20 protein-coding genes are annotated in these 23942 nt (G+C 43.6%); 10 read left to right on the forward strand and 10 right to left on the reverse strand.

Annotated features, from left to right (window positions below; translation table 11 throughout):
* Positions 1 to 52 precede the first annotated feature (52 nt).
* The 8 genes from ACZ41C_RS13330 to ACZ41C_RS13365 form a co-directional block, all read right to left on the reverse strand.
* A complete protein-coding gene (locus ACZ41C_RS13330) occupies positions 53 to 3196 on the reverse strand; it encodes a PVC-type heme-binding CxxCH protein (RefSeq protein ID WP_464562098.1) in 3144 nt (1047 codons plus the stop codon).
* A 165-nt stretch (positions 3197 to 3361) separates the two neighbouring features.
* A complete protein-coding gene (locus tag ACZ41C_RS13335; RefSeq protein WP_464562100.1) occupies positions 3362 to 4822 on the reverse strand; it encodes a Gfo/Idh/MocA family protein in 1461 nt (486 codons plus the stop codon).
* Positions 4823 to 4831: 9 nt separating this feature from the next.
* A complete protein-coding gene (locus tag ACZ41C_RS13340; protein WP_272637953.1) occupies positions 4832 to 5620 on the reverse strand; it encodes a 3-keto-disaccharide hydrolase in 789 nt (262 codons plus the stop codon).
* Between the two features lie 107 nt (positions 5621 to 5727).
* Positions 5728 to 6999: an adenylosuccinate synthase gene (locus tag ACZ41C_RS13345; protein WP_464562103.1), complete on the reverse strand. Its 1272-nt coding sequence runs from the start codon at positions 6997 to 6999 to the stop codon at positions 5728 to 5730.
* A 19-nt stretch (positions 7000 to 7018) separates the two neighbouring features.
* Complete coding sequence (locus ACZ41C_RS13350) at positions 7019 to 7474, reverse strand: Fur family transcriptional regulator (protein WP_138259708.1); 456 nt, start codon at positions 7472 to 7474, stop codon at positions 7019 to 7021.
* A gap of 187 nt (positions 7475 to 7661) precedes the next feature.
* Positions 7662 to 9866 carry a RelA/SpoT family protein gene (locus tag ACZ41C_RS13355; RefSeq protein ID WP_464562105.1) on the reverse strand — a complete coding sequence of 735 codons (2205 nt, stop codon included), beginning with the start codon at positions 9864 to 9866 and terminating at the stop codon, positions 7662 to 7664.
* Between the two features lie 44 nt (positions 9867 to 9910).
* Positions 9911 to 11143, reverse strand: a complete 1233-nt coding sequence (locus tag ACZ41C_RS13360) for a M48 family metallopeptidase (protein ID WP_464562107.1) — start codon at positions 11141 to 11143, stop codon at positions 9911 to 9913.
* 40 nt (positions 11144 to 11183) lie between these two features.
* The gene (locus ACZ41C_RS13365; RefSeq protein WP_464562109.1) at positions 11184 to 11984 is read right to left on the reverse strand and encodes a TrmH family RNA methyltransferase; all 801 of its coding nucleotides are present in this window, start codon (positions 11982 to 11984) and stop codon (positions 11184 to 11186) included.
* 73 nt (positions 11985 to 12057) lie between these two features.
* On the opposite strand from ACZ41C_RS13365, the gene ACZ41C_RS13370 reads away from it, so the two are divergent.
* The 10 genes from ACZ41C_RS13370 (at position 12058) to ACZ41C_RS13415 (ending at position 19689) form a co-directional block, all read left to right on the forward strand.
* Positions 12058 to 12873 carry a DUF6503 family protein gene (locus tag ACZ41C_RS13370; RefSeq protein WP_464562111.1) on the forward strand — a complete coding sequence of 272 codons (816 nt, stop codon included), beginning with the start codon at positions 12058 to 12060 and terminating at the stop codon, positions 12871 to 12873.
* Between the two features lie 123 nt (positions 12874 to 12996).
* A complete protein-coding gene (locus tag ACZ41C_RS13375) occupies positions 12997 to 13239 on the forward strand; it encodes a MoaD/ThiS family protein (protein ID WP_138259713.1) in 243 nt (80 codons plus the stop codon).
* A complete protein-coding gene (locus tag ACZ41C_RS13380; RefSeq protein ID WP_464562114.1) occupies positions 13239 to 13655 on the forward strand; it encodes a molybdenum cofactor biosynthesis protein MoaE in 417 nt (138 codons plus the stop codon). The genes ACZ41C_RS13375 and ACZ41C_RS13380 overlap by 1 nt, the downstream gene beginning before the upstream one ends.
* Positions 13656 to 13724: 69 nt before the next feature.
* Positions 13725 to 14708, forward strand: coding sequence for a GTP 3',8-cyclase MoaA (moaA, locus tag ACZ41C_RS13385; RefSeq protein ID WP_464562116.1), 984 nt, complete (start codon positions 13725 to 13727; stop codon positions 14706 to 14708).
* A gap of 3 nt (positions 14709 to 14711) precedes the next feature.
* Positions 14712 to 15185 (forward strand): cyclic pyranopterin monophosphate synthase MoaC, encoded by a 474-nt coding sequence (gene moaC, locus ACZ41C_RS13390; protein ID WP_464562118.1) that lies wholly within the window; start codon positions 14712 to 14714, stop codon positions 15183 to 15185.
* Complete coding sequence (mobA, locus tag ACZ41C_RS13395; RefSeq protein WP_464562120.1) at positions 15169 to 15762, forward strand: molybdenum cofactor guanylyltransferase; 594 nt, start codon at positions 15169 to 15171, stop codon at positions 15760 to 15762. The genes moaC and mobA overlap by 17 nt, the downstream gene beginning before the upstream one ends.
* On the forward strand, positions 15762 to 16832 hold the full coding sequence (locus ACZ41C_RS13400) for a ThiF family adenylyltransferase (protein ID WP_464562122.1): 1071 nt from the start codon (positions 15762 to 15764) through the stop codon (positions 16830 to 16832). The genes mobA and ACZ41C_RS13400 overlap by 1 nt, the downstream gene beginning before the upstream one ends.
* On the forward strand, positions 16816 to 17592 hold the full coding sequence (locus tag ACZ41C_RS13405; protein ID WP_464562124.1) for a sulfite exporter TauE/SafE family protein: 777 nt from the start codon (positions 16816 to 16818) through the stop codon (positions 17590 to 17592). The genes ACZ41C_RS13400 and ACZ41C_RS13405 overlap by 17 nt, the downstream gene beginning before the upstream one ends.
* Positions 17593 to 17966: 374 nt before the next feature.
* Positions 17967 to 19157, forward strand: a complete 1191-nt coding sequence (locus tag ACZ41C_RS13410) for a molybdopterin molybdotransferase MoeA (RefSeq protein WP_464562126.1) — start codon at positions 17967 to 17969, stop codon at positions 19155 to 19157.
* Positions 19158 to 19281: 124 nt separating this feature from the next.
* Complete coding sequence (locus ACZ41C_RS13415; protein WP_154920793.1) at positions 19282 to 19689, forward strand: hypothetical protein; 408 nt, start codon at positions 19282 to 19284, stop codon at positions 19687 to 19689.
* 107 nt (positions 19690 to 19796) lie between these two features.
* Here ACZ41C_RS13415 and ACZ41C_RS13420 read toward each other — a convergent pair whose 3' ends face one another.
* Together ACZ41C_RS13420 and ACZ41C_RS13425 are read right to left on the reverse strand one after the other, a co-directional pair.
* Positions 19797 to 22193, reverse strand: a complete 2397-nt coding sequence (locus ACZ41C_RS13420; RefSeq protein ID WP_464562128.1) for a penicillin acylase family protein — start codon at positions 22191 to 22193, stop codon at positions 19797 to 19799.
* Between the two features lie 328 nt (positions 22194 to 22521).
* Complete coding sequence (locus tag ACZ41C_RS13425; protein ID WP_138259398.1) at positions 22522 to 23814, reverse strand: amidohydrolase family protein; 1293 nt, start codon at positions 23812 to 23814, stop codon at positions 22522 to 22524.
* Positions 23815 to 23942 lie beyond the last annotated feature (128 nt).

Below are 23942 nucleotides of genomic sequence, written 5' to 3' on the forward strand. Positions count from 1 at the left end.
TACTTACCATAACAAATCCCTCGATGAGGGTTTCATGGTCTTCATTTAAATACTATTTCATAGGATGTTCCTTCAACAATTCATCCGGGGTGTAAAAATCGTTTCGGTCTTTGGTGGCTTCCCTGACACGTTGTACCGTTTCGGGTTGCACGACAGACGCTTTGTTTCCAAATGCATTGCGAACATAGGTCAGTACCGCCGCGATTTCCTCATCGTTCAATAGACCTTTAAAAGGCATCATAGGAACCTGACCGTCATAGTGATTGCCCATGACGTCCATGGGCCCGTACAGGCCATGTAAAGCCAATTTAATAAGTCTTTCTTCATCGCCGGTAACCCATTGTTGATTTACCAAAGTTGGATAGCCAGCCTGTTGAAGACCGGTACCACTTTCTTGGTGGCAGGTAATGCAATAGCCCTCCGTTTCATAAATTTTCTTTCCTTGGGCAAACACCTTTAAATCCTCCCCTTCAAGCGTAGTGATGAGGTTTTCTTCTTCTGTGGTGTCCAAGAAGTTACCGGTAAGTCTTGTTTCGGCGAACTTATAGGAATCTTCCATCCATGTGTCTAAAGGATGTTGACCCGCAATTTCCAGAATTTCCAATCCTTTCTCTTTTGGTAACCAGGAGGCGGCCGTTATCGCTTCCAAGCGTACACGGCCATGTGCATCGGCAGCCGCTGTCTTTAAAAGTTCCTGTGCATTGTCCAGTTGATGTCCCATATATCTGAGAACGCGTACCGAGGCTGCCCTGACCCTATGGTCCTGCGATTGCAGCAGGCTTTCAAGCAGGTTTTTGTCCACCTTGTTCAGTCCCCAGGTTACCCACAAGGCTTCCAATCTGTGGTGTTCAAAATTTTCCTCCGATGCATCTAGGTTGTTTACCCACGTTTTTAATTTTTCCAAAACTTCATCAGTATTTCTGGCCCTAATTTCGCGTCGGGTTCTGTATCGGGTCCTATATTCTGGCAGTTTTAGGTTTTCCAATAAGGTCTCTATGGATGCCCCGTCGATTTTGGCCGGTTCAACTAAAGGTCTGGAAGGATAGGTGATCCGGTAAATCCTGCCGTGGACATGGTCCCTCAAAGGGTCGCGTGCATTGTGCTGCATGTGGCCGATGAGTACATTGTGCCAGTCTACCACATACAGGGAACCATCCGGGGCGAATTCCATTTCTACGGGCCTAAAGTTTTTGTCCGTACTGCTGATGAGGTCCAGCCGATGTTTTGTTTTATATCCCGTACCATCTTCCATCACTTGATGTTGCTTCATTCCCAAAAACCCGATGGAATTTGCCAGAAGCATATCGCCCTGGACTTCGTCCGGAAAATGCCTGCTGGAGATAAATTCCATGCCGGAGGTAGGCCGTACCCGATGCGCTTCCTCGATAAGGTCCTCTGTCAACGGAGATGCTACACCATAAATCGATTTTAAGGTGCTGGGCATCATCCAGTTTACCGTAGGCCCCGAAGTATGTAGGAAAAAGTCCTGTCCCCAGTCGTCAAAAGCGATTCCCCACGGATTGGGAATGCTCACTTGAACGGCTCGCTCCAATTTTTTTCGCTGTGGATTGTATCGGTAAAAGCCTCCATTGGTGCCTCGTACGGGACCGTAGGAAGTCTCCACGTTGGTGTGGAGAAACACTCCTTCGGCCATATAAAAAGCCCCGGAAGGATCCGCACAAAAAGCGGAAATGGCATGATGGGTGTCATGGTCATCAAAACCGCTGAGCAGGATTTCGATATTATCCGCCTTGTCATCGCCATCGGTATCGGTTAAAAGTTTAAGGTTCGTTCCCTGACTCAGGTACACACCCTCTGGGGCAAACTCAAAACCTATGGGCAAATGAAGGCTGTCCGCAAAAACCGTTTGCTTATCCGCTTTTCCATCGTTATCGGTATCCTCAAGAATGATCAGTTTATCGTTCGGTTTGGCATCGCCTACACGATAATGTGGATAGGAGGGCAGGGTAGCCACCCATAATCGGCCTTTATTATCGAAGGAGATTTGTGCGGGGTTGGCCAAATCCGGAAACTCCTTTTCGGAAGCGAACAACTCCACTTTATATCCCTCCGGGACCGTGAGTGTTTCCAATGCGTCCTCCCCGTATTTGTAACTGATCATTTCTCCTTCGTCCGCTAGATTGTAATTTGTTTCTACTTCGGGGAGTACCGTGGTCCTGGCATCGGCCATAGAAATATCGTAATTTTTATTTTGAAGGATGGACCAGATGGCGGTATCCCGGATTGCGGTCATTTCCCTGATCTTCAATTTTTCATAGGGATAATTATCGGGTCCAAACGGGTCGTACCTCCTTCCATAGGCGTGCACCCCGTTGGGAATTTTATAGTCATTATGCCAATAGAAATTCTTTTCGTTAACCATTTTGTTGATGGCCGTTCGTTTGGAGGCGCTACCGGCTTCGGGGATTCCTGTAAGCTGTTCCACAAGGTAGGCAGCAAATTTTTGATACCCTTTTTCATTTAACTGCGAACCATCTATCGTGTAGTCATCGCTATCTACAAACCACTTCAAGGTTGGCGTATATACATCCAAAAAGGGCACTTGGTTCTTTAGACTTACCTCTTTGATGGCATCTGTATACAACTTAAGATTTTCATTCTCCTTTTGACCGTTGGGTAGGTCCATCTTTTGGGAAAGGTCCTCAAAAGCGATGGGTGAGATAAGGACCAGTTTTGGACTCGTTTTTCCATTATAGGCCTGATTCTTGGTGTGTTGGATAAAGGCCTCCAATTCACCTTTAAAATTATCCAACCCCTCCGGACCTTCAAAGGATTCGTTGTAGCCAAAGAATCCAAGAACGATATCCGCCTCCAATTGTGTCAACCATTCATCCGGTGAGGGGAAGAATCCTTCGCTTCCGGAATTTTGGGCCAGTTCCGTTTGGAATTTCTCCGCGCCCGGAAACGCCCATGGATTGTTTCTGGACGAATGTGGCCTGAACCCGGGGGTGTTTCCGCCATCGCACATGTTTCTTATCCGCAGGGAGTCCTCTGGGAATCTCAATTGCATTTCGGTCTCAAAAAAACCGTAATTCAGCATTCTGGAACCTAGGTTGTTGCCAATAAGAACGATGCTGCTTTTAGGATTTATTTCGACTAAAGGCTCTTTTTGATTTTTACAGGCGGCAAGGAAAATCAATAAAAATACTAACGGGTAGGTAAACTGGCGTTTCATTGGTTGAATAAAAGTGCAATTAAATATAGTCATTATGTTGAACTACCTCAAAAAGAACAACAACTAACAGTTGCGTATAGAAACAAATAGACCTGACAGGTTTTAAAACCTGTCAGGTCCAGTTTTTCAAATTTTAGTCGTGTTTCAAGGTGGGCACTGGATGAATTAAAAATCCCGGTAATCCCCAGCCAAATATTGATTGGCCTCCTCTTCGGCGAATTTTGCGTTTTGGGCATCCCAATGTAGGGTTTGGTTGGGGAACCTTCCGGCAATCACGCCCAAAAGGATAGTTTCCGTAAGCCTTGAGGCATAGGAAAAGGGTGCACTACATTCCGCTTCGCCCAAACAGGCATCCACAAATTGGTGGTAATGTTTTGGCCCCTCCGAAGCATAATCCCTAATGGGTTTCCCCATATTGTTCGCTTGCTCCACTTGCGCAATTTCTTCGGAAATATCCACATATTCCCCATCCACTATTTTCTGTGGAAGCTGCATGAAGTGCGGCAGTAGGAGTCGGCCCTTATCGCCAACGAACATAGCCCCCTGCTCAGGGAGTTGTCCCGCTTCGGCAATTCCGGCATCCAAGGAAATTTTATTTTCTTCGGATTCTTCTTGGTTCGCATTGGAACTTTCTCCCGTACTAGCAACGCTATTCGGTAGTTTTAGGTCCTCGTGCATTTCCGGTGCTCCAGGTCCGTCATACCATATCCATTTTAAGGATTCCGCCGTATGCTTGGTGCCGGGGAATTCGTAGGTAACGATATTTTTTTCAGGGAACCCAAAACCGTTCGGTTCCCTACATTCATTTTTGATGGTTCTGGGAACGCCCAATTCCAGTGCGTTATATGGGGTATCAAAAATGTGAACACCCATATCGCCCAAGGTTCCACACCCATAGTCTACCAACTTTCTCCAGTTTCCGGGGTGATAGACTCCTTCCTTATAAGGCCTTTTTGCCGATGTTCCCAGCCAAAGGTTCCAGTTGAGCGTTTCGGGTACCGGGTCAGAACCTTCGGGTTCCGGTCCGTCATATCCCCAGTTTTTGGGCGACCAGGCATGTACCGTATGAACCTTTCCAATGATGCCCGACTGTATCAAAAGCGTAGCCAGTTTATAATCATAAAAGGAATGTACCTGTATTCCCATTTGGGTTACCAAACCTTTTTCAGCTGCCAATTTGTTCATCGCTCTGGCTTCGGAAACATAATGTGTCAAGGGTTTTTGGCAATACACGGCCTTATCCATGTTCATGGCCATCATGGATGCGGGTGCATGGGTATGGTCTGGCGTACTTACGATTACGGCATCTATCTCATCACCAATTTCTTCCAACATAACCCTATAATCCGTATAGGTCTTTGCATTGGGATGCAACTTTTTGGCTGCTGCCAGATTGTTGGCATCCACATCGCATAGGGCGGTAACATCCACTTTGGGGTGCGAGGAAATATCCCTCAAATCCTCTCCTCCCATATTGCCTACACCTATATGCGCGGTTCTGAGTCGGGTTAATGGAGTTTTTACCACTTCTTTTTGCTCTTCCTTACAGGCGATTAAAATTGATGGCATGATAGCCGTGGAGGAGGCCAGTATAGCCGATTTTTTTAAAAATTCCCTTTTTTTCATTTTGTTGGTCTATAATTTTTTGATTTTGATATTTCGAAACCAGATCGGACTGGAATGGTCTTGAAGGCCGATATATCCCGTTTTGTATTTTCCGTAGTCCTCGCTATTTTTCCATTTGTCCGAATTCTTGCGTTCGTACCAATCTTCGGACCATGGAACGAAGGACAGTACCATTTGGCCGTTCAGCCAGTGCTCAACTTTTTCCGGGGTGAAGACAATCTTGGTAGCGTTCCATTCCCCTACGGGATGCAGTATTTTTTTGCTGGCATCTGCGGCGTGCATGGCATAGTCCGAAGCTGTTTGTTGTAGCGGCTTCAGTTCTTCCGGTTTTTCCGTGTAGCCCAGGCTCTTGTTGTATTCGGTAAGGTCGTGGATTTTGGCGTAGTTTTCATCATCGATCAATTGATATTCCGGAGCAACTTCCGGGGGACCGCCATAGCCTTCCTTTAGGTGGTAAAAAATTCCGCTATTACCGCCTTCCGGTAACTTCCATTCTAGATACAGTTCAAAATTTTCGAACTCTTCCGCACCATAAATTATATCCTTTCCCCCAGTGTAATCCTGTTCCAATCCCAATTCCGTATCAAAAGTGAGTGCGCCATCCTTCGCGATCCAGCCTGGTGGGAGTTCCTCCCCGTTATAGGCCCGCCATCCTTCGGTACTTTCACCATCGAATAGCACAATCCATTCGTCCGATGTTTCCTGTTCAACGGTTTCCTTGGGGCTGTCATCTTTTTTATCGGTTTTACAGGAGATGATTAAAATAAAAAGCAGTGGGAGAAACTTGAGCTTAGTCATTTTTGGTTTTGTAAGTTATTTGGTTTGATTGGTAATTTAATAAAAAAAGGATAGCGATACTGACTTTTGTCAATATCGCTATTCTAAAATTTATGAATTCTATGTTCTTACCTATGTATCGTTTGGGTCCTGTCCGGTCCCACTGAAACGATCTTAATTGGTACTTCCAATTCTTTTTCCAAAAATGAGATGTATTCTTTTAATGCTTTAGGGAATTGCTCTTCTGTTTCCATTTTGGTCAAATCCTCTGCCCAACCGTCCATTTCAGTGTAAATAGGCGTCACGTTTTCTGCTTCAATATTGAATGGAAGATGCTCGATTTTTTTTCCTTTGTAATTGTAGGCGGTGCATACCTTTAGTTTTTCGAATCCGCTAAGGACATCCCCCTTCATCATCATCAACTCCGTAACACCGTTAATTCGAACGGCATATTTAAGGGCCACCAAATCCAACCAACCACACCTTCTAGGCCTTCCCGTAGTTGCCCCAAATTCATTACCGACCCGTCCCATGGTTTCACCAACTTCATCGAACAGTTCCGTTGGGAAGGGGCCACTTCCAACCCTTGTTGTATACGCCTTGAAAATTCCCTTGACCTCCCCAATTTGGTTGGGAGCAATTCCCAATCCCGTACAGGCTCCTGCCGCCGTGGTGTTGGAAGAAGTTACAAAGGGATAGGTTCCAAAGTCAATGTCCAGTAAGGACCCTTGAGCGCCTTCGGCCAATATCTTTTTACCGGCTTTTTGGGCCTGGTACAGATATTCCTCACTATCAATGAAGGTCAGTTCCTTAAGTTCCTTGACCGCCATAAAAAATTCTGCTTCCAACTCTGCCAGGTCATATTGAATGTCCACATCGTAGAAATTGATCATGGCCTCGTGCTTGTTGGCCAAGCTACGGTATTTTTCCTTCCAATCGTCCAGTTCCAAATCGCCAACGCGCATACCGTTCCTGCCCGTTTTGTCCATATATGTAGGACCGATTCCCTTCAAGGTAGAGCCAATTTTGGCCTTGCCTTTGGCCGCTTCGGATGCGGCGTCCAACAACCGGTGCGTGGGTAATATTAAATGGGCCTTCCTGGAAATCAACAGGATGGTCTTTATGTCCAGGTTGAACTTTTTTAGGTTGTCCAATTCCTTTTTAAAGATGACAGGGTCAATGACGACGCCGTTTCCAACCACATTTATGGCATTTTCATGGAAAATTCCGGAGGGGATGGTATGTAGAACGTGTTTGATACCGTCGAATTCCAAGGTGTGCCCGGCATTGGGACCTCCTTGAAATCGGGCGATTATGTCATAATTTTTTGTGAGTACATCAACAATTTTTCCTTTTCCTTCGTCCCCCCATTGTAGGCCCAACAATAAATCTACTGCCATTTAAAATAAACTTGCTTGGTTAGTTATTTGTGTTTTCTGAATTATTTTTTACTCCATAAAAATAGAGCGAATGTGTATTAATCTTTATATCGAATACTTCCTCTATCGTTTTTTTGATAGACTGGATCCGTGGATCGCAAAACTCCATGACTTCACCCGTATCCGTTAGGATTACATGATCGTGCTGCCGGTCAAAGTAGGACTTTTCATATTGTGCCTGGTTTTTTCCAAATTGGTGTTTGCGCACCAATTTACAGTCCAATAAAAGCTCAATGGTATTGTACAAAGTGGCCCTGCTAACACGATAGTTTTTGTTCTTCATTTTTATGTAGAGCGATTCAATGTCAAAATGATCCTCACTATCATAAATTTCTTGAAGGATCGCGTAGCGTTCAGGCGTTTTTCTATGTCCGTTTTCCTCCAAAAAAGTGGTAAAGACATTTTTCACTATTTCCTGATTCTTCTCGGAAGCCATACAAATAAAGTTAATGTACAAAGGTACAGTTAAATTTTTATTCCTTTCCAAGAGCCCATTCAAGAATTTATCAAATGTTATCCATGCCCTTGTTAGCGGTCAAAATCGAAATCCAAAGGGCTAAAATGCTCTTTTCCGACTATGCAAATAGGGTGTCAAATTCCAAATTTAAAATGACTGTAAAACTCTATAGTCGGGTTACTTTGTCTATGCCGTTTATTTGCTGAAGGTTCTCGGTGAGCTTGTTCAGGATACCCTTGTTTTTTACGACTACGGTAATTCTTCCGGTGAAGGTGCCGCCGTCTGTGCTAAAGTTGAGGTTGCGCATGTTTACGTGCATGTTGTCCGATATTACTTCGTTAATCTCACTGACCAGTCCAAGATTGTCGATGCCGGTTAACTGAATATCGGCCTTGAATTCTTCCTGCGTGGAATCTACCCATTTCGCGCTGATGATGCGGTAGGCATAATTAGACTGTAAGGAAATGGCATTGGGACAATTCTTTTTATGCACCTTGATGCCTTCGGATACGCTCACAAACCCAAAAACGTCGTCACCGGGAATGGGGTTGCAGCATTGTGACAGCTTGTAATCCAATTTTTCCTCTTCCTTGCCAAAGACCAAAAGATCGTATTTGGAGGTAATCTCCTCCTTGTCGATATCCTCCGGTGCCGGCGTCCTTCTGATCCTGTTTTTGAAGAAACTGATAAAGGCATTGCTGTAGGAAGATGCAAAATCACGAATCATTTGATTGTCTATGGAACCGATACCCACCCTGTAGAACAGGTCCAAACTCGTCTTCAGCTTGAAAAAAGTCACCATCTTATTGATGGAATCCTCGTTCAAGGTAATTTTTTGCGACTTTAATTTTCTTCGGAGTATCTCCTTGCCTTCCTCCGCAACTGATTTTTTCTCTTCCCGTAAAACCGATTTGATCTTTGCCCTGGCCCTCGCAGTGGTGGCGTAATCCAACCAGTTCTGGTTGGGTTTCGCCTGTTCCGATGTAATGATTTCTACTTGGTCTCCACTATGCAGCGTCGTATTTAGCGGTACCAATTTACCATTGACTTTGGCACCACGGGTCCGCATACCCACTTCTGTGTGGATGTTGAAAGAAAAGTCCAGTGGTGTCGCTCCTTTGGGGAGCGATTTTAATTCGCCTTTTGGGGTAAATACAAAGATTTCTTTGGAGTAAAGGTTCAGTTTGAACTCCTCCACAAAATCCACCGCGTTTGAATTGGAATTTTCCAAGGCCTCCTGAAGTTTGTTCAGCCAGACCTCGATTCCCTGTTCCTTTTGGTCGCCGTGCTTGTACTTGAAATGTGCGGCATACCCTTTTTCGGCAATCTCGTGCATGCGCTCGCTTCGTATCTGTACCTCCACCCATTTTCCTTTAGGCCCCATCACGGTGATGTGCAAAGCTTCATAACCTGTTGATTTTGGAGAGGATATCCAATCCCGCAAGCGAACCGGGTTGGGTGTAAAATGATCGGTTACGATGGAGTATATCTTCCAGGCCAAAAACTTTTCGTTCTTGGCATCGGATTTATAAATGATACGGATGGCGAACTTGTCATAGATTTCATCAAAACCTACATTTTGGGTCTTCATTTTACGCCGCATGGAGAAAATGGATTTCATACGGCCTTTGATGTAATAATTGAGCCCTTCCTGTTTTAGGGAATTGTCTATGATATCAGAAAAGGCATCTATGTATGCCTGTTGCTCCTCTTTGCTTTCCTCTATTTTGCTTTTGATATCATAATAAACCTCAGGTTCCGTATACTTTAGGCTCAGGTCCTCCAATTCCGTCTTTATGTTGTAAAGCCCAATTCTGTGCGCTAACGGAGCGTAGATGTATAAGGTTTCGGAGGCTATCTTCACCTGTTTGTGCTCCGGCATGGAATCCATGGTGAGCATGTTGTGGTAGCGATCGGCAATCTTTATGATGATGACCCTAACATCGTCGTTCAGGGTCAATAACATTTTTCTAAAATTCTCCGCTTGTTGGGAGATGTTCATATCCTTTTTTAGGTGGGATATCTTGGTGAGGCCGTCCACAATACGTGCCACCGTTTCCCCGAACATCCTGTCAATATCGTCCAGTGTGTACGGTGTGTCCTCCACAACGTCATGCAAAAGGGCTGAGGCAATACTTACAGCATCCAAACCAATTTCCGAAGCAACGATCTTGGCCACGGCAATGGGGTGAAACACATAAGCTTCACCGGATTTTCTCCGTTGTTCCTTATGTGCGTCCACTGCAACTTCAAAGGCACTTCGAATCAATTTCTTATCGTCATCCGTTAAGGTTTGGTAACTGATACGAAGAAGTTCCTTGTACTCCTGTGCGATTAACTTGTTCTCTTGTTCTAATGCAGCCTGTGTCATACTTGATTAAAATTAGCACAATCCTAGCTGTTAGACAACAAAAATTATGCCTTTAAATTTCGGATTCTTTCCACCAACGGTGGATGCGAGTAATGGACAAAAACATAGGTAGGGTGGGGGGTGAGGTTGCTCAAGCTGTTTTTTGAAAGCTTTTTTAGGGAAGTGATCAAGGGAGGTGCCGCAAAGGTGTTTTTTGCAAAATCGTCCGCCTGATATTCGAATTTCCGAGAAAAATAATTCATCAAAAGACCGGTAAGCTCAGAGATGGGACTATACAGGATTCCAAAACCGATCAGCGCCGCGTGAAAACTAGGTCGGTCAACCCCAACGGCCAAGGAAATACTAGGGTTGTTTATGAATAATGAAAGGATAAAGAGCATAAAGCCCGTAAGTAAAACCGATGTTATCAAATTAAAGATGATGTGGTTCTTTTTGTAATGCCCAATTTCATGCGCCAAAACGGCCACAATCTCGTCCTCTTCCAAATCATTGATGAGGGTGTCGTAGAGCGTTATCCTTTTTTCCTTTCCAAACCCGGAAAAGTAGGCGTTCGCCTTGGTCGATCTTTTTGATCCATTGATCACGAAAATATTTTTAAGCTCGAAGCCCACCTTGCTCGCATAAGCCTCTATTTTTTCCTTTAACGAACCGGTCTCCAGGGGTTCCTGTTTGTTGAACAATGGAACGATCAATTTGCTGTAAAACAAATTCATGAAGAGGGTAAAGACGGCGATCAATGCCCAAGTGTAAAGCCAAAAGCCTTTGCCGGCGAACTGAAAAAACCAAATGACCAGGGATAAAAGAATGCCGCCAATGACAATTGTCATTAACCAACTTTTAAGCTTGTCCAACAGAAAGGTTTTCACCGTTGTTTTGTTAAAACCGAACTTCTCCTCGATCACGAAAGTTTGGTAATAAGATAGGGGCGTAGCCAGAAAATCACTGCCGATCATAATGAATCCAAAGAACAGCAGGGCCTGTAGGATTTGGTCGTTGGTAAGATCCATAACGATGGTATCCACAAAACCGAAACCTCCAAAAACCAAAAAGGCGACAATCAATACGAGTGAAAAAACAGAGGTTACAATGCCAAACCTGTAATTGGCCAATTTATATTCCTGTGATTTTTTGTACTCTTCCGGATTGTAGACATCATGTACATCCGCAGGTATGGGATCCCTAAATTTCTTGGCATTGAGATAGTTTAATATTGTGGTAACAACAAATTCCCCTATGAGAATTCCCAGAATACAATAAAAAACAACGGTGTGGTCCATAAAGACTTTTGAAATTAACGAACGAATTTTGGTTTTGTTATTACAATCGCTGACGTTTCGCCTCAAAGATAAGTATTGCCGCGGATACCGAAACATTCATGGAATCGATGGCGCCTTCCATGGGAATGATAATGTTTTGAGTGGAATTTGAAAGCCATTCTTCACTGAGTCCGCTATGCTCCGCACCTACAACAATGGCTGTGGGCCCTTTGAAGTCGATCTCCGTGTAAGGTTTGGAAGCGGAAAGTGAGGCACAATATAGGGCAATGCCATTTTCCTTTAAAACTGAGATGATGGTAGCCGTATCTGCCATAAAAATCTTTCTTGAAAAAACACATCCTACACTTGACCGAATGATATTCGGATTGTAAAGATCCGTTTTAGGATTAGCGATAAAGACGGCATCCAGGTTTGCGGCGTCGGCCGTTCTTAAGAGAGCCCCAATATTCCCTGGTTTTTCTGGGGCCTCGGCTACAAGGATCAAGGGGTTTTTGGTTTGAAACGAAACCCCTTCCATGTTGTGGTTCTTGGCTTGGGCTATGGCGATAACGCCTTCCGTCGTATTTCTATACGCCAATTTTCCATAAACCTCGGGACTAACCGAAATCAAAGAAGCCTTCTCTATTTCTAAGGAAGTCTCCAACGTATCATATGAGATTAGTTCCGGACAAAATAATAAGGTGTCAATGGTATAGTTTCCATGGATCGCGAGTTCAATTTCCTTTCTTCCTTCTAGTACGAAAAGTCCGGATTTCTTTCGTTCCCTGGATTTTTCCTTTAGTGAAAGGGCCTTTTTTATCAGTGGGTTTTGTAGGCTGCTAATGAGTTTTATGTCCTTCATCGGCAACAAAAATAATTTAATCTGTTAACTAAACATGGTATGACCGACCAACTTAAAAACTAATTCCTGAAAAATGATAAAACAACTAGTACCAATCTGTATGCTTCTTATGCTGATGGGCTGTAAAGAGGCTGCCAAAGAGAAGAAGACCAATGAAACCATGGGTAAAACTACCGAGACAAGTAACGTAGTAAGCAGGTATCTGGGAGCGCTAGAACGCATATTTGATGCCCATGGGACGTATGGGGCATGGAAGGAATACAAAACGCTTTCCTATGAAATAGGGAAAGAAAAGACCCATGAAATCCATGTTGTGGATCTACCAAAAAGAATGGATTTGGTTACCATGGGTGCTGTTCAAATGGGTTTCGATGGTACCAAGGTTTGGCTCGCGGATCTGGAAAGAGACTATCAAGGTGACCCTGTATTTTACCACAACCTTATGTTCTATTTTTATGCAATGCCCTTTGTTTTGGGCGATGAAGGCATCAACTATGGGGATACAGCGGATTTACTAGTGGATGGCAAATCCTTTCCCGGGATAAGCGTTACCTATGATTCAGGTGTTGGTACGTCACCCAAGGACGAGTATTACCTTCATTACGACCCGGAGACTTTTCAAATGGCTTGGTTGGGCTATACGGTAACCTATAGAACTGGTGAGGATTCGGATACTATAAAATGGATTCGGTATGATGACTGGCAGAAAGTGGACGACCTTGTTTTGCCTAAATCGATTTCTTGGGTTGCCTATGAAGGCAGGGAGATGGGCGAAATACGAAATACCGTGCAGTTTGAGAATGTGGAATTAAGCAAGGAACCCAAGCCCAATGAATATTATGCAAAGCCCGAAGCCGGGGTTTTTGTCGAAGGAAAATCCCAAGATTGATTTTGTGTTTTTCAAACTTAATGAAAGGTTAAATAGGCCTTTGATTCGTTAGGTTCTTCCAGAATAATAAGTAATTTAGAGGTTCAGGTAAAATGGGCATGCCCATTGGACAAATTGGGTCAAATGGATTTACTTTTTTTTGGAATTGCAAAGGATATTGTTGGAACATCCCAATTGGACATGGATTTTGGGGAAGATGCCCCGAATTCTGTGGCGGAGCTAAAACAAGCCTTAAAAAAAAGATATCCCGAATTTTCGAAGTTGACCTCCTTGGCAATAGCCGTTAACAGCGAATATGCATCCGATGATGTTCAGCTTAAATCAAATGATGAGGTGGCGATAATTCCGCCCGTAAGTGGAGGCTAATGAATAAGATCATTGAAATAGTACAAGATTTGGATACCAACAAAGTGTATCAGGAATTATCCCATCCAAACAGTGGTGGCATCTGCGTCTTTGTAGGTTCTGTCAGGGAGTTTACCAATAACGAGCAAGTGATGGCGCTGGAGTTTGAGACCTACGAATCCATGGCTTTGAAGGAGATGGATAAATTGGCGGATAAAGCTTTTGAGCAATGGAAGTTGAACAAAGTGGTCATCAAACATGCGGTCGGGAAGAAAGAGGTCCAAGATGCGGTGGTCATTGTAGGAGCCTCATCGGCACACAGGTTGGAATGCTTCGAAGCATGTCGGTTCTTAATCGACACCTTAAAGGAAACGGTTCCCATATGGAAAAAGGAACTGTTCAAAAATAAATCGGTCTGGGTTTCTGCCCACCCATGAAAAGGAAGAGAAACCAACCGACTGTTGGCCATTTTGCATTGGCAACGCTAAAGCGTATATTGAAGGAATATGTTGATAGACAATCATAATAGAACAATAAATTACCTAAGATTGGCGGTTACGGACCGTTGTAATCTCAGATGCAACTATTGCATGCCCGCGGAAGGCATCAACTTTGCCAAAAACGATAAACTGCTCACCATTGAAGAATTGAAAAAACTGAGCAGTATTTTGGTAGGTCAGGGAATAGATAAAATCAGGATTACCGGGGGCGAACCTTTTGTGCGAAAGGATTTGATGGAATTGCTAAGATACTTGGCAAAGTTGGATGGTTTAAAGGATATTTCGGCAACCACGAACGCAACCTTGATAGGGCCGTATATCGATGAGCTAAAATCCTTGGGCATCAAAAATATCAATGTGAGCCTGGATGCCATCAATAAAGCAACTTTTGAGAGAATCACTCGCAGGGACCAATACGATACGGTCCATAACAACCTGATTCGTTTGATCAGTGAAGGATTCAACGTACGCATAAATTTTATCGCCCTTGACGGACAAAATACCCAGGACATTCTGCCCATTTTGGAGCTGGCGAAGCACTATCCGGTATCGGTTCGGTTTTTGGAGGAAATGCCCTTTAATGGAGGTTCAAAAACCTTCCAAAAAATAACTTGGGACTACAAAAAAATACTGGAGCATATTAGGGAAGCCCATCCCGATTTCTACAATCTGGAATCACCAAGCACTTCCACTTCCATAAATTACAAGATACCCGGTCATATGGGAACTTTTGGGGTGATACCTTCGTTTAGCAGGACTTTCTGTGGTACCTGTAACCGACTCAGGGTTTCGGCCACGGGCGATGTTATTACCTGTTTGTATGCAAAACCCAGCGCAAACCTAAGGGACATTATGAGAAGTGAAAATGCGAAATCCAAAGTGGAAGAACAAATTTTGAAAGCTGTTGGCAGTAGGGCAAAAACCGGTTTTGAGGCCCAAGAAAAATATCGGGAAGTCTTTTCCAATTCCATGACATCGATTGGAGGGTAAGCCATGGAGAATAAATTATCACATATCAATGCATCCGGTAATGCCGAAATGGTAGATGTTTCGGAAAAACAGGTAAGTTCAAGAATTGCCATTGCTTCTGGTAGGGTACTATTTCCAACGGAAGTTTTTAAAGAATTGCAACAGCAGGACTTTTTGGGAAAAAAGGGAAGCATCGTGCAGACTGCAGTGATTGCAGGGATACAGGGAGTCAAGAAGACATCGGAATTGATTCCATTGTGCCATCAGATCAACCTGACAAAAATAGATGTGGACATCGTTCCGGACGATAATCAATTTCTGATTACCTGTACCGTAAAGTGCGATGGAAAAACAGGGGTGGAGATGGAGGCACTTACCGGCGTTTCCGTGGCCGCCTTGACCTTATATGATATGTGCAAGGCATTGTCCCAGGATATTGTGATTTCTACGATACAGTTAGAAAGAAAATCAGGAGGAAAAAATGACTACGAACGATAAGATTTATGGATTGGTGCTTTCCGGAGGGAAAAGCACCCGGATGGGTCAGGACAAAGGATTGATTTCCTATCACGGCGTGCCACAAAGGGAACATTTGTACCGCCTTTTGGAGGTTGTTTGCGACAAAACCTTTATGAGTGTTCGGCACGATCAGCAAGGAGACATTCCGCCCACGCTCAATACCATTTTGGATAAAGACGAATTTCGAGGTCCCTACAATGGATTGTTATCGGCACATAAGGAATACCCAGGTGTTGCATGGTTGGTTTTGGCATGTGACCTTCCTTTGATTGATAAGGAATCCCTCATGGAATTGATAGGAAAAAGGGACACCAAAAAGATGGCCACCGCCTTTGCACAAAGGGAAAATCCGCTACCCGAACCTTTGTGCGCTATTTGGGAGCCGGAAGCCTTACGAACTTCGATAGCCTATTTGGAAGCGGGCAATGGTACCTGTCCCCGAAAGTTTTTGATTAATAATGATGTACTGCTCGTATTTCCTAAAAGACCGGAAGTTTTGTTGAATGCCAACTCCCAAGAGGAGTATAAGGAAGCGGTACAAAAACTGGAAGCCTAATGGAAGGTAGGTACCATAGACAGACCATTTTACCCGGTTTCGGGGAAAAGGGGCAAGCGGCTTTGGCAAAGGCTAGGATTCTAGTGGTAGGAGCCGGAGGCCTGGGCGTGCCGGTACTGACCTATCTGAATGCCATGGGAGTGGGCACCTTGGGAATAGTGGATGCCGATCTGGTTTCACAGTCCAATTTACACAGACAAGTACTCTACACGGAGGCCATGATAGGTAAGTCAAAAGTGGAAATGGCAAAAGAACGATTATCGGCACAGAATACAACCACTTCAATCCATATCTATAAAACCTTTTTAGCACCGGATAATGCCGAAAAAATTATTGAAAATTATGATGTGGTAGTTGATGCTACCGATAATTTCCCTACTCGATATCTCATAAATGACGTTTGCGTACTTCAAAAAAAGCCTTTTGTATATGGTGCTTTGCACGGTTTTGAGGGACAGGTAAGTGTTTTTAATTACAACAATGGTCCTACATATCGATGTTTGTTCCCAAATATGCCAAAGGCCGATGAGGTTCCCAATTGCAACGAACATGGTGTCCTGGGAATTCTTCCTGGGATTATTGGCAATTTACAGGCCTTGGAAGTTGTAAAGATTGTCTGCGGACTGGGCGGTGTACTAGCAGGGGTTTTGTTACTCTATGATGCGCTGTCGCAACGTATGCAACGCATGAAATTCGGACTAAATCCTGACAATCTAAAAATAAACGGGGTCCAGGATTCTTATAATTTTGATTGCGAAGTAGTATTGGAGTCCGTTGAGGCAGTTGGAATCCAAAACCTTATAAAGGATAAAAAAGTGTTGCTTTTGGATGTTAGGACGGAGCGGGAATTCCATAGGAAGCATATTGACGGTGCTAAAAATATTCCATTGGATGAATTGGAAAAAAGAGCGGGGGAGGTGGCCATTGAAAAACCGGTGTATGTTATTTGTCAGTCGGGTATACGTAGTAGGAAGGCTGTTTTAATGTTGCAGGAATTGTCTCCGGAAGGAAAATATATCAACGTGGCCGGAGGTATGAACCAATTGAACTCCTATGCAACTACCTATTGAGCAATTCGCACTCTTATGTTGCGGTTTTTTTGTGGTGGCAACCTTATACTCTTCAGTGGGATTTGGAGGTGGATCCAGTTACCTGGCCCTCTTAACCCTATTTTTAGGAAGTTTTTTTGCAATACGATCCATTGCACTTATTTGTAATCTGGTGGTGGTTTCTGGGAGCACCTATCTTTATTTTAAGAACGGACACGCCAAGTTGAAGGATTTTCTCCCTTTTATAATTACTAGTATTCCTTTGGCCTTTCTTGGAGCGTCGTTCCGCTTAAAGGAAAATATATTCTTTATTATTCTGGGTATCTCCTTGATTCTTTCGGCAACCTTTTTGGTATTGCAAACCTTTAATTGGGCAAAGTCGGTACCGGAGACCAAAAAATATCCGGGTTACCTGAGCTATTTTTTAGGGGCCGGAATAGGTTTTCTATCGGGTTTGGTAGGAATTGGCGGGGGTATATTCCTGGCACCGATCTTAAACCATTTACGTTGGGACAAGGCCATTAAAATAGCGGCCTTGGCCAGTTTCTTTATTTTGGTCAATTCGGTATCGGGACTCATGGGATTGGTAACAAGTGATTCCTTGTTCCTCCCTTGGTTGGAAACCCTATGTCTTGGAATTGCCGTGCTATTGGGAGGTCAGTTGGGAATACGTATCAGTTTGAAGCGACTTTCCGCGAACGGTATCAAACGGGTAACGGCACTATTGGTCCTGATTGTGGGAATTAGGGTGCTTTTGGTAAATGGATTCGGTGTCCTTTAAAATGAAAAGTGAAAAGTGAAAAATGGAAATTTAGAAGTAAGAATATAGATTTTAGAATGAAGTTAAACCTCAAATCTGAACCTTGAATTCTAGTGAAATAGTTGGATAGTGAAATAGTGAAATGTCACTTGAACTAAAAGCGAACAACCACCAACTAACAACGAAAAACGAACAACGAAAAGTGAAAAATTGAAATGAAAAATGATTTTTTTTGCTAAAGGCTAAAGGCTAAAGGCTACAGCGAAGAATGCAGAGTTAAGAGGTAAAAATTATTTCATTAGCCAACAACCAACAACCAACAACCAACAACCAACAACCAACAACCAACAACCAACAACCAACAACCAACAACCAAAAGCCAAAAATAAACAACAGTGATTACATTTAAGGAAGCATTGCAAAAGGTATTGGAACATCCCCTGAATTTAGGGAGTGAACACGTACCGTTGATGGATAGTATGGGTCGGTATTTAGACGAACCCATTTATGCTGACAGGAATTTCCCTCCTTTCGACCGCGTAACCAAGGATGGAATTGCTATCCAATTTGATGCCGTTATAGGCAAAGTTGAAACACTGCGTATTGAAAACATTGCCAGTGCTGGTATGGCACAATGTACCCTTCAAGATGAAACGGCCTGTATCGAAGTCATGACGGGTGCAGTATTGCCCAAGCACACGGACACGGTCATAATGTACGAGCATCTAACCATTGAGAATAATCGTGTAACCATCAATGAAACGGTTACCAAGGGTCAGAATATTCACTGTGAAGGGAGCGACGAAAGCAAGGGAACCCAAATATTGTCGGAAGGAACCAAAATAACCCCTGCCGAAATTGGAGTGATGGCCTCAGTGGGAAAATCGAATGTCTTGGTGAAAAAGGTCCCACGCGTATGCAGCATCGCTACAGGGAATGAATTGGTGGATGTTGATGTACTACCGGAACCCCATCAGATTAGAAAATCAAACAGTCTTACGATGGTATCGGCCTTATCCGATTTGCGAATCGAGGGAAGTTCCTTACATCTTTTGGACGATAAAAAAAGTATTGAAGATGGTCTTTCATCCGCCTTGCGTGAAAATGATGTCCTGCTGTTGAGTGGTGGCGTATCAAAAGGTAAGTTCGACTTTATACCGGAAGTGATGGAAACTCTAGGTGTGGAGCAGCTATTTCACCGGGTGGCGCAGCGCCCTGGAAAGCCCTTTTGGTTCGGGATCCATAAGGAATTCAATACCGTTATATTCTCCTTCCCCGGGAATCCGGTATCGACCTTTGCCAATTATCATTTATATTTTTTGCCGTGGCTGTTTCGTTCCTGGGGAATCAAAATAGAAAATCAATTTGCCAAATTGACCGTTGAACTGGACATTAAACCTCCCTTGACCCGATTCATTCAGGTAAGTACGCATTGGCAGGACAGCTGCCTACAGGTTACACCGGTGGTGGAGAATGGTTCCGGTGATTTAACAAGCTTGTCCCGTGCCGATGGCTTTATTTGCCTAGAACCAAGAGATTTAAAATATACAAAAGGTGAGCTGGTATCTTTTATTTCCACAAGGTAAACTTTGAAATTGCTGTTTGCAAAAGATTACTATTTAATCTCTTATTATTGGAATGAACATAAAATGTTATCTTGGTTTTGCTATAAAGTAAACGATTATCATTCATTCCTAAATAAAAGTAAATATGAACCCCATTATTAAAAATATATTAGCAGTAATTACGGGAGTTTTAGTAGGAAGCATCGTAAATATGGGTATTGTCATGATTAGCGGTTCTATAATACCGCCGCCGGAGGGAGGAGATATTACAACCATGGAAGGATTGAAAGCGACAATACACTTGTTTCAACCAAAACACTTTATATTTCCCTTTCTCGCTCACGCATTAGGAACTTTGGTCGGTGCATTTGTAGCCGCCAAAATCGCAGCAGCACGTCCTTTATCCATAGGTTTGATAATTGGGGTTTTCTTTTTGATTGGAGGGATAATTAATATCACAATGTTGAACGGGCCAGTATGGTTTACCATTTTGGATTTGGTTGGAGCCTATTTGCCAATGGCGTATTTAGGTACAAGATGGGCAACTAGATAATGGAAACCATTTATTTTTAAAAAAATTTTTTTCTTTCAGGCGAATTTTCCCCTACCTCATTGAAAGTTGTGCAAATACGACATTAAATAATTTTTGAACGTTTCTGACTAATTATCAAAGGGTAGAAACCTCTTACGTTCAACAGCGACGGAATCAACCTTTTGCTTAGTGTAATAGACAGGAAAATACTGATCCTTGGCCCAAGGTTCAAACAGATTGCTATAAAAAGGACTCTCTGGATTGCCGGATTGCCCCGGTCCATTGGTAGCTTGTGCGGCATCCCAGTCCCCGGTATTTACGATCATCCGGAAGGAGGCACCGCTCGACTGGTTCATATTGCCTCCCGTTGATCCCGGTGTGGTGCCGCTGCCGCCCCTGGGCAAAGGGCCTAGATTGAAAAGGGTGTCACGCATAGCTTGGTTAACAACCTTTCCCAAGGCATGCTCGATATATACGTGTTTGTTTTTTGCCTGACCGTACTGCCATTTTTCCATATCCGCGCCCAATCTGTTTTCCAGGTCATCGATGGCTTGTTGAAAGGACTTTTTTAATAACTCGTTTCTATTTTCCTCTGTATCGCCCCCAAAAACTATTTTAGGATGTGAAACATATTCAATGATTGTTTTAAGTTGCAACGAGGTCACAATATGTCTTGCTTCTTTGGGAATGACCAAATCTTCCATCATTTCTGCCAACGAATCCTCCCAAGCTACATAGATGGCCGCGGGAATGGAATTCGGGTTCAACGTAAAATCCCAATCCTCCAATTTCGTTTTGGCCTCTTGGTACGTACCGTCCAACGTAATTTTATTTAGCAAGGGAACAAGTTCCTTTGCAGGTAGGGAAAGAAAGTCGGTTTGTAAGGCTTTAAAATCCTCCATGGTAAAGTCCGATTTACTACTTAAAACATCTTCGATCCTGTTACCCCTGTAAGGATCCGACCATGAAAAGCCAATGGCATCCCAATGTTCATAATCGGGTGGGGTAACATTTTGGTTGGCGGTGGCAATAAAGCCTTTGTCAGGGTTATGGTCGTTCGGTTTTTTAACAATGGGCAGATAACCGTCCCACTCATAGGTTCCATCCCCGGGTACGGGGACCAAACCGCTAAAATTTCTCCGGATAGGGGCAATGCCAACGGCTTGCCAGCCGATATTCCCTTCTTTGTCCGCCCAGACCATATTTTCCCCTGGAATATGGCTGTAGTTGCAGGCTTCCCGAAATTCCTCCCAATTTTTGGCCTGGTCCATTCGTAAGGATGCCAAGTACGGGGAGCCTCCAGGCTCCAACCAAGCACAACGAACGGCATAGGCAACGTGGTTTTCTATATCGATTAGGGTCACTGGGCCATGTTGGGTGTAGTGTAGATTGACAATGGTGTCTTTTTCCCCTTTTATCTTAATGGTTTCCTGAATGGTTTTCATATCCACCCATGCTCCTTGGTATTTATACTGATTCTGATTTTCAGGATTGAGTTCATACACATAAAGGTCTTCACCATCGGTTTCAAAAACAGTCAATCCCCAAGCTCCATATTCATTATGTCCGATTGATATACCCGGGATTTCGGGTTCCCCTCCGCCAATAACATTCCAACCCGGAGCGACCAAGTGGGCCATATAGCGCAGGGAAGGTACCGCAATGGTTCTGTGGGGGTCATTGGCCATAAAGGTGTTGCCATCCTTGGTGCGGCTACCGTTAACTACCCAATTATTACTCCCAATAGACAGGGAATCCCTGTTTTTTTCCTGATTTTCGATAAGAAGGTTGGCCACTTCTTGGCCTCTGTATTCGGGTTGGATATCCTCCGGGGCGAACTTTACCGATTTTCTATAGGCATTGTAAAGCTCCAAAATATCCTGGGACAGAAGTTCCTTGTTAATTTTTTTGTCAATGGTCAAGTCAGGATCTTTGGGGTGTAACCAAAATAATTTCTTAGTCATTTGCGGTCCCATTTTTGCGACCGCCCTACCAATTTGTAACTCATCATTGATATTTCCCAACAGGCCTTGATGTCTTGATATCACCACCTCTGGCGTCCATTTTTGGGGAAGTATGTCCAATATCCTGAACTCTATGGGAAGGCTATCAGGATTTTGCAACACTTCGTCAATATAGGCATTCACTCCATCGGTATAAGCAGTTATGATTTCTACGCCATCCTCGTGATAGTGGTTCATTTCCGTTTCCATATCTCCCCGAAACTGGAAGAGTCGGGTGCCAATATCCCGCTTCAATTCACGTTCTCCAAGAATTTCCGCCACGGTACCCGTTGCCTGTCTACGCCAAATTTCGAACTGAAAAAGTCGGTCGGCCGCCGCCGCATAGCCTTGGGCGAAGAAAAGATCATGTTGGTTATTGGCGTAAATGTGGTTGATGCCCCATTGGTCCCGCACTATCTCTACGGGTTCTTTAAGACCCGCCAATTCTAACCCATTTTCCGATGTTTTGTTTTTCTTACAGGAAAACAAAACCAATAGACCAAAGAAGATTATTTTTTTCATACGGAAGGTTGTTATTTACACAAACAAAAAAGCCCGATAGCATACCGAGCTTTTGTTGATACTTAATTCGCTAACAATAAAGTCGATACCTACCGACTTAAATGTACACTTTTATAATCAGATTCCTAATCTAGTAATTAGATTGATTATAGTTTCTGTCCTCTTGAGCGCAGTAGAAAGGTCGACAGAAACATCTCGACTGCGCTCGATGTGACATATGAATAGAGTCGTGTCTTTTTAGACGGCCTCTTTGTTATTATTTGGTTCATTTCCAATTCAGTCGATACCTACCGACTTAAATGTACACTTTTATCTTTTTGGAAACGATTTATTCCCCCTCATATTTGCCCATGTATCGTTTCCACAATTCGGTTTGGTGAGTTTCAAGGGAAATATTCCTACCATCAATAAACGCATGGGTCAACTGGTTGGTGCGCATGTCCAAGGCATCTCCCTCCGAAATAAAAAGTGTGGCACTTTTACCAACTTCCAGAGTACCATAACTATCATCAATGCCCAAAATCTTAGCGGAATTCCCGGTAATCAACTGTAAGGCCTTTTCCTTATCCAATCCCTGTTGCCCCACTTGGCCAGCATAGAAAGGCAAGTTCCTGGTTTGGAAATTGGACGCTTCGTTGTTTTGTAGACCAACCAACAGGCCACTGTCCACCAAGAGTTTGGGAAGTTTGTAAGGAAGGTCATAATCGTCGTCATCAAAAACGGGAAGATTGTGGGTAAACTGAACCAAAACGGGAATATTGTTCTTTTTAAGGAAGTCGGTTATTTTGTAGGCTTCATATCCTCCTACCAATACAACTTCCTTGACTCCGTTGGTTTTTAATGTGTTTACGGCATCAATGATTTCCTTTTCCCCATCGGCATATACATACATTTTTTGAGTTCCATCCAGAACACCCTGCATTGCGGCAAAGGCGGGGTTCATCTCCGTAGGTTTTCCTTTGCCATAGGCCACGGAATTTTTGAGGAACGTAACTACCGTTTCAACATCTTTGCTATAGTCCTTATTGGGTTGGTATCCTCTTTCCTCGCCCATCCACCAACGTCCTTGGCGGAAACTTCTTGGCCAGTTTAAATGTACGCCATCATCTACCTTGATGGCTGCGTCCTCCCAATTCCAAGCATCGAACTGCACTATAGAGGAGGTACCGGAAATTCTTCCGCCAGATGGGGCAATTTGTCCAAGCAGAACACCATTGGGCCGCATGCTTTCCACCACCTGGGATTCCGCATTGTAGGCAATGAGACTCCGCACGTGGGGAATTAGTTCCCCAATCTCGTCTTGGTCGTCCGTAGCGCGAACGGAATTGATTTCGATGAGTCCCAAGGTTTTTGCCGGGGCAATGAATCCAGGATAGACATGTTTTCCTGAGGCATCTATGATGTTGCCTTTACGGGCAATCTTCATTTTGGAATCCCCCACAAAGGTGAGTTTGCCATCTTCGAACATGATCAATGAACTTTCAATGACCTCGCCATTTCCCAAATGGGCCGTAGCTCCCTCTATGGTAATAGCTTCTGTCTGCTTAGCGGCAGGTGTCTGTTGTGCCGATACTGGCAAATATGTTGCTATTGCCAGTAGTAGTATTAATATATTTTTCACACGTTTAAATTTTAGTAATTAGTTGATAATAAATAAATTATAAAATTAAGAACGTGTGCAACCACTCGCTGTACTCGTTCTCTCATTAAAAATTTTAAACATTCCCATTTATGAAGAAATTTTTAAAA

It is taken from the genome of Maribacter sp. C-4077, from assembly GCF_055378385.1.